We start from the raw sequence: 17,113 nt of genomic DNA, 5'->3' as shown, positions 1-17,113 counted from the left end.
GGACAAAAAATTCATATTAAGAGACTCCCTTTACTTACTGAAGAGGTCACTGAGAAGTTAAACTTCCAAACAACTCTTTTATAGTGTTCAGTGCCCTCCCCACAACATAAACATATAGTTTATATTTTATTTTTATAAACCTACCTTCTTGCTTGACTCTCTTTCAAAGAAAGAGTAAATTTAAAACACCGTAATTGAACTGTTCCATCTGGAACTATTTTGAATAGAATGAGGTGAGAAAAGTAAATATTAATAAGAAATACAGTGCTAAATCATCGGATTTTTTACATTCGTTTCGACGTTTAAACAAGGAGTTGATGCAGTTTGTACATAAAACTGCGTTAGAGCATGGCTTAACTGTTCCACAATATTCTCTGCTGATGACAATCGCACCAAATAAGGAAATAACACAAAAAAAATTAGGTGAGATTGTACAAATACCAAAAAGTACTTTGAGTCAATCAGTTGATGGTCTGGTTCAAGCTGGATGGATTGAGCGTGATCCTGTTCCTGATAACAGACGAGAAATGCAACTTATACTTAGTGAAAAAGGGAAAATTTTATATGAAACGATTGCTCAAAAAAAAGGGACCATTCACCAAGTAATTGATTCCGTTTTAAATACACTTACGGAAATACAATTTGAAGAATTCCAATCAACTCTTCTCCATATTGCCGATTCTTTAGAAAAAGAGACTAGTACAAAGGGGAACACACAGAATGATTAAGCTACTAAAACATCTTACCTTCTATAAGTGGATTATTATTGCTGTTTTTGGTTTAGTTTTTATCCAATCCATGTCAGATCTTTATTTACCAACTTTAATGGCAGATATTATTGATAAAGGTGTTGTAGTTGGTGATACACCTTATATTTGGAAAATAGGCGGCTTAATGCTTTTAGTTGCCGCATTCGGAGCAATCGCATCGGTTGTTGCAAGTTTTTATTCGTCAAAAGCAGCAATGGGCCTTGGAAGGGATATTCGACGTAAAGTATTTAAACACGTAGAGCAATTTTCTTTGCAAGACTTTGACGAGTTTGGAACAGCATCTCTTATTACAAGAACGACGAACGATATTACCCAAGTTCAGCAAGTAGTTATTATGATGTTACGAATGGTAATAAGTGCACCAATCATGTTTGTTGGAGGACTAATTATGGCTGTTTCCAAAGATGCCAAGTTGTCTCTTACACTTGTACTAACGATGCCTATACTAATAGGTGCAGTATTATTAATACTTTATAAAGGTGTACCACTCTTCAAGACCGTTCAAAAACGACTAGATCGTTTAAATCTTGTATTACGAGAAAACTTAACTGGTATTCGAGTAATTCGAGCATTCAATCGAGAAAAACAAGAAAAATCACGTCTTCAAGTTGCTAACAAGGAATTGACGGATGTATCCATTAAAGTAAACAAAGTGATGGCATTTTTAATGCCGGTAATGATGCTTGTTATGAATTTAACAGTTGTTGCTGTAATTTGGTTTGGTGGAATTCGTATTGATAGTGCTGCCATGCAAATTGGCGATTTAATGGCATTTATACAATACGTTATGCAAATAATGTTCGCACTTGTAATGGCATCTATGATGTTCGTTATGGTCCCTCGAGCTGCAGTATCTGCAAATCGTATTAATGAAGTACTAAACAAAATACCGACTTCGTTAAACGAAGGGTCTAAAAAAGCAAATAAAGAACGAGGAACGCTTGAATTTGATCATGTATCATTTAGCTATCCAGGAGCAGAAGAACCTGCTTTGTCGAATATAAACTTTCAAGCCAAGTCTGGAGAAATTACGGCAATCATTGGAGGTACTGGTGCTGGTAAATCTACACTCGTCAACTTGATTCCACGTTTTTACGACGTGACCAGCGGGACAATTCGTGTAAATGGTGTCGACGTTCGTGAATCTTCTCAAGACGAAATACGATCGAAAATTGGTTTTGTTCCGCAAAAAGCTCTTCTGTTTTCTGGAACAATTAAAGACAATATTCGTTTTGGAAAGCAAGATGCTACACAAGAAGAGATCGAACATGCAGCTCGAATTGCTCAGGCGGAAGACTTTATCGGTAGAATGGACGAAGGATTTGATTCCGTCATTGCACAAGGTGGTTCGAATGTATCTGGGGGACAAAAACAACGCTTATCGATTGCAAGAGCTCTTGTTCGAAAACCCGATATTTACATTTTCGATGATAGTTTTTCAGCGCTCGATTTTAAAACAGATGCCAAATTAAGAGCAGCATTGAAAGACGAAACAAAAAATTCCACCGTTGTAATTGTTGCACAACGTGTAAGTACTGTTGTTGATGCCGATCAAATCATCGTTCTTGATAAAGGTGAAATTGCAGGAATAGGAACACATAAAGAACTTCTTGAAAATAATCAGGTATATCGAGAAATCGTTGAATCACAGCTCTCAGAGGAGGAAATCGCATGAGTAAGCAAACAGATACGCGCCCTCAAGGCGGCCGTCCAATGGGGCCTGGTGGACCTGGTGGTGGAAATATGATGATGGGTGGTCAGAAGGCTAAGAATTTTAAAGGAACATTAAAACGTCTTCTTACTTATTTAAAGCCCCGTCGTAAACAATTAATTGCTGTCTTTATCGCCGCTATTTTAAGTACGATTTTTTCTATTGTTGGACCTAAAATAATGGGGAATGCAATTACCGAATTATTTAAAGGCGCGTATGCCAAAATGACTGGAGTACCTGGAGCATCAATCGATTTTGATGCGATTGGGAAACTTCTACTTTTATTAATATCTTTATATGTTATAAGTAGTTTATTTAGCTATATTCAGCAATATATTATGTCGAGTGTTGCACAAAAAACGGTTTATGATTTACGAGAAGAAGTAAACAATAAACTAGAAAAACTGCCACTTAAATATTATGATGGTCGGCCAAATGGGGAAACTTTAAGTCGTGTAACGAATGATATTGATACGATTGGAAGTACTCTACAACAAAGTTTGACGCAGTTTATCACTTCCGTTGTTACCATTGTCGGTATTATTGTAATGATGCTCACGATTAGCCCAATACTTACTTTAATCTCTATCGTGAGTTTGCCATTATCCATGTTTGTGATCCAACCAATATTGAAGAGATCACAAAAACATTTTGCTGACCAACAAAGAACACTTGGGCAGTTAAATGGACACATCGAAGAAATGTATACAGGACATCAAGTGGTGAAAGTATTTGGACATGAGAAAAAAGCAGTTGCTGAATTTGATGACGTGAATGAGAAGTTGTACGATGCTGGACGAAGAGCACAATTTATATCAGGTATTATAATGCCAATGATGTCTTTCATTGGAAACTTGAGTTATGTCGTAATAAGCGTGGTCGGAGGAATATTAGTTACTCAACGTGCCATTTCAATCGGTGACATTCAAGCATTTATAACATATACTCGCCAATTTACTCAACCAGTTATGCAAACAGCAAATATTGCTAACATTATACAATCAACAGTCGCTGCAGCAGAACGTGTCTTTGAATTACTTGATGAGCAAGAAGAAGTAGAAGAAATTACGACGGAACACTTAGCAAGAGCAAAAGGTGCCGTGACTTTTGAGCAGGTTGACTTTGGTTATGAAAATGAACTATTAATCGAAAATATGAATATTAATGTGTTACCAGGTCAAACGGTGGCTATTGTAGGACCAACTGGTGCTGGGAAAACTACGTTGATCAATTTATTAATGAGATTTTACGAACTGAATGGTGGTAAGATTACTATAGATGGTCACGACACTCGAAAAATGTCGCGCACGGATCTACGGACAACATTTGGTATGGTTCTTCAAGATACATGGCTCTTTAATGGAACAATTAAAGACAATATCGCATTCGGAAAAGATGGAGCAACAGATAAAGAAATTTTTGATGCAGCCAAAACAGCACGCGCAGATCACTTTATCCGTACTTTACCAGAAGGATATGATACCGTCTTAAATGAAGAAGCATCCAATATTTCACAAGGACAAAAACAACTTATCACAATTGCTAGAGCTATTCTTGCAAACCCACCTATTATGATTTTAGATGAAGCTACATCTAGTGTAGATACACGAACGGAATTACTCATTCAACAAGCGATGAATCGTTTAATGGAAGGACGAACAAGTTTCGTCATCGCACATCGCCTTTCTACTATTAGAGATGCAGACTTAATACTAGTGATGAACCAAGGAAAAGTAATTGAACAAGGAACACATATGGAACTCCTTGAAGAAAACGGATTCTACGCAGACCTTTATAACAGTCAATTTTCAACAAAAACAGCGATTTAAATTCTAAGCTCTGTTAATGATATTAAGGAAAAAAGACCATCACAATGTGATGGTCTTTTTCAACTAATGCCAACGAAATATAAGCATTGCTGTGATCCACTTTGTCTTTTGACAAAGAACCACCAAGCAATCCATGAGCCAATTTCCCAAATGCGTTTTTGTTCGCATACAACTCGGTCGTGACCTAAACAACTTGATTGTGACGCAAAAACTGGTTAGTTATACTAACCAGTTTTTTTGATCCTCTAAATGTTGGCTTGGAATAAAGATTGATTAAAACACAGCTACAAATGCTGATTCTAATAGAAAATTATAGCCCCTATTTTGAATAAAGATTGATTATTTCGGAAACCGAATATTCAACTAAAACACCCGTTAGTTTAAGTGAAATTACGCACATAGTGTTGTCATATTATAATGGGAAGTAGTGATTTATTATCTCCATAAGTCGTTCTGAATTCTCCGATGAGACACTTTCAGATAATCTTGCTCCAGCAATGATAGGAGCCCATTGAAAAACTTCAGACCTTAAAAGTCCACTCTTTTCACAATAAAGTCGCAAATACATATCAGCTAATTCAGACGAAAATTGGGAATATAAAAGATAGGTCCGATATATATCAGCACGAATATCTCCTGCACTCGAATCAACCCAATCTATAACTACCACTTGGTTATCTGTCATAATCAAATTAAATAAATGAAAATCACCATGGCAGAGCCTATTCTCGTATGTAAATGATTCCAATCTATTTAACAAATAAGATTTTTGTCTTTTATCTAATTTAGTCACAGACTCAATCTGACGGTATAATTTATCATACATTGGTTCGATTGCATCTGGAATAATGCTATGAATTTCAAGTTGCATATCGACTGAAATATTCATGTAATATTCTGCTTGTTCGTTATCTTTCAACATTAAATCTGCTAATGTTTCTCCCTTAACATATTCCATTATGATTGCTTGTTTTCCATTTATCTTGGTAACTTCTAATACCTTAGGTACAGGAAGTCCACATGAATAGGCATATTTTTGTTTATTTGCTTCATTTTCGGATTCCGTATCTGGCAAAAAATCGTTAAAAACTTTCACTATTTTGTTATCGGAAAGATAAATTTTTGCAGTATTTCCTCTTGCTATTGGATTACCTAAAATCATTGGGTTCTCTCCCTACATTTTTAATTAACCTGCTTCATTAGTACAGTTATAGTCCATCATTAACTTATAATATTTCATAATTTGCCCTCTAAGCCAAAAGTAGCTAATGGGTTTTATTCGTTAAATATAGAGAAAAATCCTTCCCAATAGATGTGTATCCTCTGCAACTAAACTGCTTCGTTAGTTCAATAAAAAAGTGCCAACCCAGACTTGAAGTAAAACACCTCTTTTGTTGAATAATTTACATATGTTAACTTATTCAACACCATTCCCTAAAACCCTTCTTCTTCAACTAAACTGCTCCGTTAGTTAATATGAAAATGAACCCAATGTCTTTCAGTCGAAAGTATAATCTTGGTTTGGAAATATACAACTGTTTGGACATAAAAAAGACCATCGAAATGATGGTCTTGTAGACTGTAGACAAATGCATAAAATAACGGATGAACCTTTCTCTGAACACTTACTTTACTTCTTTCATAAATAGTCTAACGTTTTCAGCGATTTCTTTGAATTTGGTATGGTGTAAATAATGTGATCCATCCATGGTTACTAATTTTCCATGTACCGAGTCTTTGATCTGCCCTTCATGCAGAGGTATCCATCCTGCTACATCTTCATTATTCGCTTGTACAAAGAGAAGAAGTGGAAGATATTTAGGGAAGGTTAAACCTTGAGCCCCTTTAAAATTAGACGAAATATGTTCCATCTCATTCAAGGTTGTGTCATTATACATGTTTTTATTCGAAATCATTTTCATTTGCTCTACGGTTTTTTCATCAAATGCCAGTCCAGCATAGGGGTCAGCACTGATTTTCATAGTCAATCTTAAGAGACCTGATTTTTTGAGATATGCAAACGTTTTTAATGGGAAATTGACATCCATACCCGGTTGTGTTGCAACACTACTATCGATTCCGACAAATGCAGTCACCTCGTTTGGATATTTGTTCACATAATCAATTCCATAAATGCCTGTAATGGAGTGGCCCATGAGCATGTATCTGTTAATATTAAGCTGCTGTAGAGCTTCATGAACTTCACTTACCATATTCTCCGTGGTTCGCTCTTTTACAGTTTCATCACTTAATCCATAACCGAAAGGCTCTACCGCAACAACTTTGTAAAATGGAGATAATTCATCGATAAGAAGCTTAAAATCAAGCCCTGGAGTAGCTGTTCCATAACCAGGCAGGAGCACGATCGTTTCCTCGCCCTCGCCTTGAATTAACACATTCATGTTTTTCCCGTCTACAGATACGTGCTGCCCGTAGGGCTCTATTCGTTTTTGCTCCGAATGACTACTCATCACATTTGCGATATAAACAATACCTAAAAAAAGTACAATGGCTAGAACGATTGCTCCTATGATTTTAAGTAAGATGTTTCGCACTTTCTTTATTTTCATTCCACTCCGCGTTTTCTTTTCCTCTTGTTGTGTCACTGTCATCTTCTCCTGTCCTGATCTGTTTGTTTGCCTTCCTTCATGTGCCTGTAATGAAATCTTAACCAATGAAGATGTACTCCCCATGACGACAATATGAACTGAATATGAACTGTCAAAAAAAATGCTACAGCTCTATATGCAAGTAACCTTGCATATGAGTCGTAGCATAGAGAATGAATCTAACTAATCTGTTGGTATAGTGATTGGCAAGGTGACAATGAAGGTCGTTCCTTGACCAGGTTCACTTTTCACTCGGATGTCACCTTGATGAAGCGACACGATCTGTTTAACGATAGCGAGTCCCATACCACTTCCGTCATACTTACGACTGTGGGAACGATCGGCCTTAAAAAAACGCTCGAATATACGCTTCTGGTCGTCAAGGTGAATACCAATACCAGTGTCGGATATTAGGATTGTCACGTTTTTGATATCTTGTTTGATGCTTACGTTAATCACGCTGGCATCCTCGGAAAATTTGATGCTATTTCTGAGGATATTCGTCCATACCTGATTTAACAGGTCATGATCAGCCGTTACTTTAACTGTCTGTAAATCAAGCTCGAAATGTATATCGCGAGCAGACCATTGTGGCTGGAGCGCCACGATTATCCTTCGGATTTGTTCATCGAGGCTGAGCGTGACGAGCCGCAGTTGCTTTGACTGCGATTCAAGCAAACTCAGCTTTAGCAGGCTATCGCTCATTTTGGACATCCTTTTCGCTTCAGCGATGATAATATCAAGATACCGGCTTCGTTCGTATTCTGAAAGGTCAACTTGCTTAAGCACTAGAGCATAACCGGATATCGAAGTGAGCGGAGACTGAACCTCGTGCGACACGTTCGTTACGAATTCCCTGCGCATCTGCTCAAGTTGCTGCAGATCGTGCATCATTTCTTCGAAGCTGCGAGCCAAAGTACCCAGCTCACTCGTTTGCTTAATATTCAACTTGACGTTGAAATCTCCAGATGCTATCCGCTTGGTCGCTTTTGTCAGCTTTTTGATCGGTCTTACCAGGAATACAGAGGCAACTAGAATCAATAAGCTTCCCGCAATCAACGAACATGTTGCAAAGACCAATGCCCACTTTGTGACAAAAGAGGCTGAAGGAGGTGCAAGCGCTTCTAAAAATATCGCTTTCGTTCCCATTTCCGTTTTCAACGGCAACCCTAAGAGGACCGTGGCAATACCATTAGGAGTGTCCTGAACCACACCTCCATCTAATACTTTCTTTAGTTGCTCCATCGTCACAGTCGCAGGTTTGTGTCCGTGAAGTTTACCGTAAGACTTGAACTGACCCGTTGCTTCGTAAATTCGAATATAATAAGAATCGAGCTGCTTCATTTCACTTACGAACAAGTCCGCTTCACGTAACGGAAGGGTCTTGTAAATCCGGACAATGTCTTGGCCAAAGTTACGTAAGTTGATTTGAGCGTTTTCGTTCAATTTATCTTCGAATATCCAAGTTGACACCATAAAAGAAATGATCGTGCCCCCGATGATGGAGACTAAAAATGTCAGGACAACACGTATATATAAGGATCTGATCATTCATAAACCTCAAGCCGATACCCAAGCCCGCGCACCGTTTCGATCCGAAAATCGGGTGTTGTCGCGAACCGTTCACGCAGGCGTTTAATATGTACGTCTACCGTTCGATCATCTCCGGCGTAATCGATACCCCAAATCTGATTGATCAACTGCACGCGCGTATAGACTTGTCCGGGTGTTCCAGCGAGCTTATACAGCAATTCGAACTCCTTTAGCGGCAACGTAAGCGACTCCGTCCCTTTCATCACCTTATAGGTCTGTCGATCAAGGATGACGTTCCCGAAATGGATCGTCTGAGTGGAGCCAATCTTGTATCGTTTGAGTAGTGCCCTAACACGAACCGTCAACTCTAACGGATCGAATGGTTTGGTTAAATAATCGTCCGTCCCAAGTTCGAAACCTTTCACTTTCTCCCATGTTTCTCCTCTCGCAGTCAACATAAGTAAAGGTAGATCAGGATTGGCTCTTCGGAGCTCCTTGCATAACGTCCAACCATCCATAATCGGCATCATAATGTCAAGTACGACAAGATCGACATTCGTTGAGGTGTAGACGGCCAGTGCTTCCTTGCCGTCCGCTGCTTCAGCTGTTGCGAATCCGTCGTTGCGTAGAAATAAACAGACGAGTTCGCGAATGTTCGCATCGTCGTCAGCAACTAGTATAGTAGGCATCGGTTCCCTCTTTTCCCTGTTTTCCACTGCATTATTTCAAGTAATCATTATACTATAAATTAACACGTATGTTGGTATGTTGATTAACCAAAGTAATACAGTTTCTTGATTTATCGACCTGTAGAATTCAAGTGTTTCTTTCAAACTAATTTGCCACTCAATTGACAAGGCTTCACAAAGAAACAGACGTGTAAAACCTGCAAATGACAAGTGTTTGTTTTGTCTTTTGCCCTTGTACACGAAGAAATTTCAGCAAAGCATAGGCAATTATAGCTGTGAATAACTGATTGAACAACGCATTGGATGTTGTGCCAAACAATACGGGAACGTTCAAATTCAGCTTAATCCAGCGGCAAAATGATTCAATTGCCCAGCGCGATTTGTACATGGCGGCGATTCCTTCGGACAGATAGCTTGGTAGAACACATATTCCACAAACTACTCCAGTAATTACACCATCTGAAATAACACGTCCCATACCCACTAATTATTTTTCATCAAATGCGTAAATGGCGTATCAACTTTGATTGCACATTCGTTCCAAATCATTACTTGTTAATTTAAGTGAATTCCATCATAAAGATTCATATAGGTTTAGTAATTAATCAAAGTTATTAGGGTGTTCTGTCGTATAATTTATATATATTAACATATAATTACCTCCTGATTTTTGTATATTATAGTTCTACATCGACACATAATATATAACTTTTTCTCATTGCTTATTGAACTAACCTGCTTAGATAGTTTAAGTACATTTTTTAACAATCTTTATAGTGAGAGTATACAAATGCAAATGCTCTGTGCATTTGTTTTTAGCTATAATTAGGCCAAGTGTCTAAAGTGTGATAGTGAACTCATTTATGCTGGAAAACGAAAACGGGCTGTATGAAACGATAAAAGTAAGTTAATAACCCAACTTTCACACCCAATAAAACAGCGTGATCAGTTGGTTTTACTAGCTGTGCGTTCTCTTTGAATTCTGAATTAGGAAAGTGTTAGGTGCTAACATAATTTGTAGATCTATCAAAGCTAGGTACCCTTTATTAGTTGACACTCAAAAGAATAAAAGTTATTATAGACACTTAAAGTCTGTAATTGAGGTGGTTTAGTAACGTGAAATATTCTAAAGCGACGAATTATGCACTTCATACGATGATGTATCTAACAGCGGTTGCTCCTGACAAGCGATTGGGCGTCCAACAATTGGCTGAGCATCAAAGGGTTTCTCCTACTTACTTGTCCAAAATCTTAACAAAACTAGTCAAGGCAGGCATGATTGAATCGGTATCAGGAGCCAATGGTGGCTATAAACTAAAACCGAATTGGGAAGCGATTTCGTTTTTAGAAATTATTCATGCCATTGAAGGATCAACGTCCTTATTTGATTGCTGCCAAAACGACAATCCCGACTGCTTAATTCAAAAGATTATGGTTTCTGCAGAAGAAAAGATGGAGCAAGAATTATTCAATCAAACAATAGGCGATCTTGCAAAGAAAATGACGGTGACTCTTTAAACCGTCGTTTTTTTAAACTGCATAATAGACATTAAAGACATCGTATGTCTTTAATTAAAAAAATAAATTTACATGAAAAGAAGGAATGAGGAAAATGACGATTTTTGATTGTATGGTTATTGGGGCTGGACCAGCTGGTTTAAGTGCTGGCTTAACGTTAGGCCGAGCAAGAAGAAAGATAGCCGTGTTGGATGATGGGACGAACAGGAATAGAGTTACGCAAGAGTCGCATGGTTTTATTACACGGGATGGCATTAAACCGCAGGAATTTAAGAACCTAGGTTTAGATGAATTGAAAAAATATCCGTCCGTATCTATTTTTAACACGACGGTTACTGAAATTACTAAAGAACCTACTACTGAGCGATTAAAGGTCAAGACAAAGGACGGGCATGAATACAATACAGAAAAAGTGATTTTGGCAACAGGGGTGCAAGAAATGTTTCCGGCCATTCCGGCTATTAAAACATACTACGGGAAAAGTTTGTTTAGTTGCCCGTATTGTGATGGGTGGGAACTTCGGGATAAACCCTTAGTTATCATCGCTGAAAAAGAAGATCACTCGCTTCATTTGGCAAAACTTGTGTATAACTGGTCAGAAGATTTAGTAGTTGCAACGAATGGCAATGAAATGTCTATAGTAGGATTCGAACAGTTACAACAACGGGGCATTAAGGTGATGACAGAACCGATTCTAAAATTTCACGGTGAGGATGGCTATTTACAACAGGTTGAGTTTGAGTCTGGAGAGATCATCACAAGAATAGGCGGATTTGTCATGCCATCTTTTTATCGTCCAAACAAATTTGTTGAAAAAGTAGGCTGCGAGCTAAATGAGTTGGGAGCGGCTGTAACGGATGGTGCTGGACGTACATCTATAAAAAACATATATATTGCTGGTGAAATGGAGAAAGCAGGACCCTCTTCTTTACTGATTGCTGCTGCAGATGGTAGTAAAGCTGCATTTTCTGTAAATATGGATTTAACAACGGAACGTTTTTGAAGATGAGGAAGGTATGAAAATTCGGTGAAATGCCTCAAAGTCCTTTTACAACCAGTGACACTTCACTACAAAATTAAACAATGAAGGAGGATTATAATGACAGAAGATCTTACATTCAATTCCAAAAATACGATTGCATACGAGGAAAACTCTCGAGTCTCGATTCCCACATATGACACGCTATTTGCGATGGTTCAATCCTATTTTCGATCTCAATTGGGCGAAAAAGAGTCATCATTGCTCGTCATCGGAGCGGGTGGTGGAAATGAACTAGCTGCATGGGGACCGTCTAACTCCAAATGGACATTTACCGGCGTGGACCCTTCTAAAGAGATGCTTCAGATGGCTATGCATAAATCCATTCAATTAGGCTTAGAAAGTCGTGTCAGACTTATTCAGGGAACGATTGCTGACCTGTCACCTGCAGATTCTAAATTCGACGCTGCAAGTTGTATCTTAGTTCTTCACTTCATAAAAGATGTACAACAGAAGTTGAAACTGCTTAGAACCATTAAGGATAAGTTGAAGCCGGGAGCTCCATTCGTACTCGTTACCGCATACGGAGATCCTGATGATGCCGAACTTCAAGACAGAATAAATGTATGGAAAAGCTTTTTCTTTGATGTCGGGTACGATTCGTCTAAATTGGACGAGATGGGCAAAGGTATTATGAATATTTCTTTCATTCCGGAACATCACATTGAGCAACTCCTAGAAGAATCTGGTTTTATAAATATAACTCGATTTTATTCAACTGGTCTTTTCGCTGGCTGGATTTGCCATGCGAAATGATTTGATTGATCATAATCGATAAGTTTAAGTGAAAGATATACATCCAAAAAGAGCTTGTTTTGCGTTAATCCTTCTTGGATTAACGCTCCCTTTAACAGATTTTAGCTTCAATAATTTTAATTTCACCATCACTATTAACACTATCTATTCCACGCTGACAGTCTCCCTCAATTTGCCATTCAATATAGTACCTATTGTTCTTTAATTCAACTGAAAGGATTTCTGTTTTTTCATTTTGGACATAATGAGCATCCAATACCATTTTCTTTGCTTCATCTTCTAAAATAATCGATTGAATACTTACCATAGTATTATCTTTACAACCTAAGAGTAAAAATGACATAAGTAATATAAAAATCGACCCAATTTGGAACATTGAGACATCCCCTTTAACAGGATTTGACGTTTGATATTGAGGATTGTTTCAAGTTGATGGAATCCTTACCATGCACTTCACCAAACCTCCTGTTTAGTTTAAGTGTAACAATTTCTGAAATCTACTTGATGTTTTGGATAAAAAATAGACCCTCGAAATGATGATCTTGTTTAACTATAGCACCACGTTAGTTAAAGAAGAATTAACTCAATAGCTTGTTAAAAAAACCTTCCCTTTGGTTATTCTAGAAGATTCAATAACACCAATAGCCTTTTTCACATCCGACAAGTCATACTTAGAATCTACCATCATCAAGCTCAATTTTTGCTCGTCTATTAGTCTTATCAAATGATTAAAGGTTTCTTGCCATTTATTTACGGAGACATTTTTATTCCAATTCCTTAAATGAAATATATTAGCATTCAATTTTGCTTTATTTACAATATCTGCCCAGTTTACTTGTATCCCTGATAAAAGACCGATGGCTAAAAAGTTCCCATTAGGGTGGACACAAAAAGCCAAGTCATTTCCAAATGAACCTCCAACGGAATCAATAGCAGCATCTGCACCCATTCCATTTGTTAATTCAATAACTGTTTCATAAAGCGATTCTTTAGAAGTATCTATCACATAAGAAGCACCCAGATGGAGTAAATCTTCTGTAGATTTATTATTTCTAGTCACTGCAATCAATTGAAAACCTAAAACCTTCGATAATTGAGCAAAAATATGCCCAATAGAAGAACTGCATGCATTAACCAATAAAACATCATTCGGTTTTAATTTTAAAACTTCTGTACAAGTCACCAAAGCTGTAATGGGATTGATATACATCTGCGCTGCCGTAAAATCATCAATAGAATCAGGTATAGAAACTGTAAATTCTGCTGATGTCTTAACAAATTCTTGCCAAGTGCCTTCTCCGCGTAAAGGTAAAACACGTTTTCCAATAAGATTAGGGGAAACTAAAGAACCAACATCTTCTACAATTCCAACTCCTTCATAACCAGGAATATTTGGTAATGAAATCCGATGAGAATATGCCCCTCTAATCGGTATTAAGTCAGAAGGATTGATAGGACGTGCTAACATTCGAACAAGGACTTCATTATCTTTTGGTGGTTCAATGCTTTTGTCTTCAACTTTTAAAACCTCTTTAGGACTACCGAATTCATAGAATTTAATACATTTTGCATCCAACACTATTAGTCTCCTTAATATAAATCAGATTTATTTAATTATGTCATCTTCAACTAAACTGCTGCGTTAGTTTACTCCCTCTTGAAGTAAAGCACCCATGAGTTGAAGATGAAAAGTTAAGCTTATTCCATAATCGCGCCCGTTTGCTGTAACAATAGCACCAAAGAAAAAGGTGATTCAGTTCAGACCTATACATTTAATCGACGTTATTATTTGGTATCACCAATCAAATCATAAATATAGTTATAGTCAAAAGTAGAATCCTCAATTTCATAATATCCATCCTTGAACCCAGTTATGGAAGAACTAATACGAAGGACATTAGGGGTGTCTATAAATATATCCGAGATAAATATCATTTCCGATTCATTAAACTTTAGCATCCCATTAAAATAGGTTGCATTTTCATAATTAATCATTTCTTGTGCTGCCTTATCCTTTAAAGGTATTAACTTTAGACCGCTAAGGTATTCCAAAACTAAGCCACAAGTTTTTGTATCATGGCATTTTGCATTGACTCCTTCGCCATTAGGGAGATTTTTTGTAATATGAAAGTCAACATCGGATTCAGATGAGTACTCCTTAATAGGATTGAAAGGAATCAAATAATATATGAAACTCTTATAGAGATAGATTGATAATAAAACTATAACTATCGCAAACGCTAAATACTTAATTTTTTTCATCTTAAGACCAATTCCTTTCGAATTATCTTTATATATACTGCTATCATGGTCAATCTCGACCGATTTCTTTTAGATACTCCCCCACATAACAATTACTTCAACACCTTTAAAAAAATCCCTTATCATTTAAACTAACCTGCTCAGTTAGTTTAATAAGAAAAAGCTACCTTACAGGAAGCCACTTGTTTAACTAAAGCACCCGTTAGTGAAAAATCATGGTCTATATAAAAGATTGTCTAAGTATGGATACCATTCCTCATTACCAAATTTAGCTTTTACTGCATCTTCAAGAATAACTGGCGAAACAGACCTAAGAGTAGGTAAGCATTTCACATCATTTTCTGTCGCATGTCTTATTATTTTTCCGCCTGCATCCAAAACAACGAACCCATCTAACGTGTCAGCAATATATGTCGGAAGAATTAGAGCTTCAGGAATTTTTTTATTCCCGACTACTTTCCATTCAGAGTATTCAAGCTTCGTATCGACTGTATTGACTATAAACATTATTGGACTATTTGTAACATCATTTATTGATTCACCTTGTTTATATACGCAATCAAAAATAATATAAACATCAGAAGTAGAACCTTTATATACGACTTGCCCGATAGTCATCAGTTCATTATTAACAGGTATTGTAAATAAATCTCCAAGGGACTTTTATTTTCTTTCTACGAGCCATGAACATTTCCTCCTTGCAAATTCTTAATTCCTTCTTAAACTAACCTGCCCCGTTAGTTTAAGTGTAACATTTCACACTGATTCGCCGAAATCTACTTGATGTTTTGGCCGTAAAAATAGACCATCGAAAAAAATGATGGTCTTGTTTAACTAAAGCACCTCTTTCCTTTATCTCAGTTTTAGAATAAACAACTCAATTCATGCTTTTTTTTCCTTAATTAATAACCGGAAAATACTTACTAACAAAATGAGTAATGGAATCCCCTGTACAAAGAAAAAACCGTTCCAAAAAAGAGATAAATCACCTGAATCAGTCGCCATACCACCAATAAAAAACGATAAAGGTAAAGCACACATATTTATTCCTAGACTAGTAAATACAAATGATATTTTCTTATCTTTATTTTTTTTCGCTATTTTGAAAAGACCTATTACCAAAAATACAATAATCGCAATGATACCGTAATAAAATATGTACTCAGACATATAGAATCTCCTTTCCTTTTTAAAATTTATATGTAAATTATACACTTACAATCTACTACTGTATTCTCCTTTTGTAACATAGAAATTTAAGTGTTCCTTATTCAACTAAACTGCTGCTTTAGTTGAATAAGAAAAAGAGCTGTCTAAACAGCTCAATAATCTTCAAGTAAAGCACTCCGTTAGTTTAAGTGAAAATCTTCACAATTTTTTTTATCTTAACAAAATCTAATCCGTTGATCTGTAGGGTCATATCAAAAAGACGCCTTCTTACGAAAGAAAAGCGCCCTATAACGTAATTAACATTAAACTTCTAGATTTCTTTATTTGAGGGTGAGAATAAACTCCTCCACATCTTCTCCACGTGCATTAGAATACCCACTGTCCTCACCAGTAATCACGAATCCACATTTCTCTAAAACCTTAAGAGATCCGGCATTATCTTTCGCAGCACGAGCATAAAGAGGACGAATTGTAATGTGTTTTAGAAATTCCCTTAAAGCTTTGGTTGCGATTCCTTTTCCCCAATATTCCTTTCCAATCCAATAGCTAACTTCTGGTTCTCCAAACTGCTCAAAACGTGAAATATGCCCAACCACATTATTTTCGATAATGATCGTCTGCTTCATAATATCATTATCCGTAAGAATTTTGTTCCAGTGTGTAGTGAAGCTATCCCAATCACTGGGGTCTATGCTCGTAAAGGCAGCCATATAGTTCGCTTCACGGTTCTGTTGGTGCTTAAAAAAAATAGGAAGGTCATCCTCAATCACATTTCGAAGAATTATGTTACTCATCATACTTCCCCTTTGTCGTTTACTTGATTTTAACAAACACACGTTCCTGTTGCAAATAATTTTTGGAATATTAAATCCGTTTTATGAACTAAAATATTCCATGATTAAACACTTTGATTTTGCACTAATAATACTTTTCCTTATTCCGTTAATGACCCGATTGTTGAATAAAAGCTAATGACTATTGTTCAACTAAACTGCCCCTTTAGTTCAATAAGAAAAAAGGCCTTACTCCTGCTTGAAGTAAGCACCCGATTATTGAAGAAACTTAATTCATCAATTATTTTTTTGCAAGCGTGTAATGATAATGTAGTTGCCCTTCAATCTCAACATTCCCTCTAAGATGAAAGCCACATTTTGCTATTACTTTATTTGAAGCTACATTGCGTGGAAGAACCACAGCATTCAATTGTTCAACATTAGTGTTTTCAAA

At 36.8% G+C, this 17,113-nt stretch carries 16 protein-coding genes and 2 pseudogenes; 6 read left to right on the top strand and 12 right to left on the bottom strand.

The annotated features are described in order from the left end of the window. Window positions 1-317 precede the first annotated feature (317 nt). From ACFVR1_RS05250 to ACFVR1_RS05240, 3 genes are read left to right on the top strand one after another with little or no spacing between them, the layout of a single operon-like run. Window positions 318-728 (top strand): MarR family winged helix-turn-helix transcriptional regulator, encoded by a 411-nt coding sequence (locus ACFVR1_RS05250; protein ID WP_387581294.1) that lies wholly within the window; start codon window positions 318-320, stop codon window positions 726-728. Next, window positions 721-2,445 carry an ABC transporter ATP-binding protein gene (locus ACFVR1_RS05245; protein WP_387581291.1) on the top strand — a complete coding sequence of 575 codons (1,725 nt, stop codon included), beginning with the start codon at window positions 721-723 and terminating at the stop codon, window positions 2,443-2,445. The genes ACFVR1_RS05250 and ACFVR1_RS05245 overlap by 8 nt, the downstream gene beginning before the upstream one ends. Continuing rightward, on the top strand, window positions 2,442-4,310 hold the full coding sequence (locus ACFVR1_RS05240; RefSeq protein ID WP_387581288.1) for an ABC transporter ATP-binding protein: 1,869 nt from the start codon (window positions 2,442-2,444) through the stop codon (window positions 4,308-4,310). The genes ACFVR1_RS05245 and ACFVR1_RS05240 overlap by 4 nt, the downstream gene beginning before the upstream one ends. Before the next feature lie 412 nt (window positions 4,311-4,722). On the opposite strand, the gene ACFVR1_RS05235 is transcribed toward ACFVR1_RS05240, so the two are convergent. The 6 genes and pseudogenes from ACFVR1_RS05235 to ACFVR1_RS05210 all read right to left on the bottom strand — a co-directional run. Continuing rightward, window positions 4,723-5,472: an aminoglycoside phosphotransferase family protein gene (locus ACFVR1_RS05235; protein WP_387581285.1), complete on the bottom strand. Its 750-nt coding sequence runs from the start codon at window positions 5,470-5,472 to the stop codon at window positions 4,723-4,725. 463 nt (window positions 5,473-5,935) lie between these two features. Then, window positions 5,936-6,916, bottom strand: a complete 981-nt coding sequence (locus ACFVR1_RS05230; RefSeq protein ID WP_387582414.1) for an alpha/beta hydrolase — start codon at window positions 6,914-6,916, stop codon at window positions 5,936-5,938. Window positions 6,917-7,102: 186 nt separating this feature from the next. Next, complete coding sequence (locus tag ACFVR1_RS05225) at window positions 7,103-8,470, bottom strand: sensor histidine kinase (protein ID WP_387581283.1); 1,368 nt, start codon at window positions 8,468-8,470, stop codon at window positions 7,103-7,105. Further along, window positions 8,467-9,141, bottom strand: coding sequence for a response regulator transcription factor (locus tag ACFVR1_RS05220; RefSeq protein ID WP_387581281.1), 675 nt, complete (start codon window positions 9,139-9,141; stop codon window positions 8,467-8,469). Before ACFVR1_RS05220 ends, ACFVR1_RS05225 begins: the two co-directional genes overlap by 4 nt. A gap of 172 nt (window positions 9,142-9,313) precedes the next feature. Next, entirely contained in the window at window positions 9,314-9,529 is a 216-nt protein-coding gene (locus ACFVR1_RS05215) for a hypothetical protein (protein ID WP_387582412.1), read from the bottom strand. A gap of 6 nt (window positions 9,530-9,535) precedes the next feature. After that, a pseudogene (locus ACFVR1_RS05210) lies at window positions 9,536-9,793 on the bottom strand (GNAT family N-acetyltransferase); the annotation flags it as partial. Window positions 9,794-10,257: 464 nt separating this feature from the next. On the opposite strand from ACFVR1_RS05210, the gene ACFVR1_RS05205 reads away from it, so the two are divergent. From ACFVR1_RS05205 to ACFVR1_RS05195, 3 genes are all read left to right on the top strand, one after another. Further along, window positions 10,258-10,659: an Rrf2 family transcriptional regulator gene (locus ACFVR1_RS05205; protein WP_387581278.1), complete on the top strand. Its 402-nt coding sequence runs from the start codon at window positions 10,258-10,260 to the stop codon at window positions 10,657-10,659. A 94-nt stretch (window positions 10,660-10,753) separates the two neighbouring features. After that, window positions 10,754-11,662: an NAD(P)/FAD-dependent oxidoreductase gene (locus ACFVR1_RS05200; RefSeq protein WP_387581275.1), complete on the top strand. Its 909-nt coding sequence runs from the start codon at window positions 10,754-10,756 to the stop codon at window positions 11,660-11,662. 96 nt (window positions 11,663-11,758) lie between these two features. Beyond that, window positions 11,759-12,454 (top strand): class I SAM-dependent methyltransferase, encoded by a 696-nt coding sequence (locus tag ACFVR1_RS05195; protein WP_387581272.1) that lies wholly within the window; start codon window positions 11,759-11,761, stop codon window positions 12,452-12,454. A 91-nt stretch (window positions 12,455-12,545) separates the two neighbouring features. Here the strand turns inward: ACFVR1_RS05195 and ACFVR1_RS05190 are convergent, their stop codons facing one another. The 6 genes and pseudogenes from ACFVR1_RS05190 to ACFVR1_RS05165 all read right to left on the bottom strand — a co-directional run bounded on the left by ACFVR1_RS05190 (window position 12,546) and on the right by ACFVR1_RS05165 (window position 16,680). Further along, entirely contained in the window at window positions 12,546-12,830 is a 285-nt protein-coding gene (locus tag ACFVR1_RS05190) for a hypothetical protein (protein ID WP_387581270.1), read from the bottom strand. Window positions 12,831-13,037: 207 nt separating this feature from the next. After that, window positions 13,038-14,030: a zinc-dependent alcohol dehydrogenase family protein gene (locus ACFVR1_RS05185; protein WP_387582409.1), complete on the bottom strand. Its 993-nt coding sequence runs from the start codon at window positions 14,028-14,030 to the stop codon at window positions 13,038-13,040. Between the two features lie 209 nt (window positions 14,031-14,239). Next, complete coding sequence (locus tag ACFVR1_RS05180; RefSeq protein ID WP_387581267.1) at window positions 14,240-14,716, bottom strand: hypothetical protein; 477 nt, start codon at window positions 14,714-14,716, stop codon at window positions 14,240-14,242. Window positions 14,717-14,929: 213 nt separating this feature from the next. Next, window positions 14,930-15,358: pseudogene (locus tag ACFVR1_RS05175) on the bottom strand (hypothetical protein); the annotation flags it as partial. 240 nt (window positions 15,359-15,598) lie between these two features. Then, window positions 15,599-15,886: a hypothetical protein gene (locus tag ACFVR1_RS05170; RefSeq protein WP_387581265.1), complete on the bottom strand. Its 288-nt coding sequence runs from the start codon at window positions 15,884-15,886 to the stop codon at window positions 15,599-15,601. A 320-nt stretch (window positions 15,887-16,206) separates the two neighbouring features. Further along, the gene (locus ACFVR1_RS05165; RefSeq protein ID WP_387581262.1) at window positions 16,207-16,680 is read right to left on the bottom strand and encodes a GNAT family N-acetyltransferase; all 474 of its coding nucleotides are present in this window, start codon (window positions 16,678-16,680) and stop codon (window positions 16,207-16,209) included. Window positions 16,681-17,113 lie beyond the last annotated feature (433 nt).

The sequence above is a fragment of the Psychrobacillus sp. NPDC058041 genome (assembly GCF_042885655.1).
GTDB lineage: Bacteria > Bacillota > Bacilli > Bacillales_A > Planococcaceae > Psychrobacillus.
The sequence above is the reverse complement of the archived record's forward strand: the minus strand, read 5'-3'. Positions and strand labels throughout refer to the sequence as shown.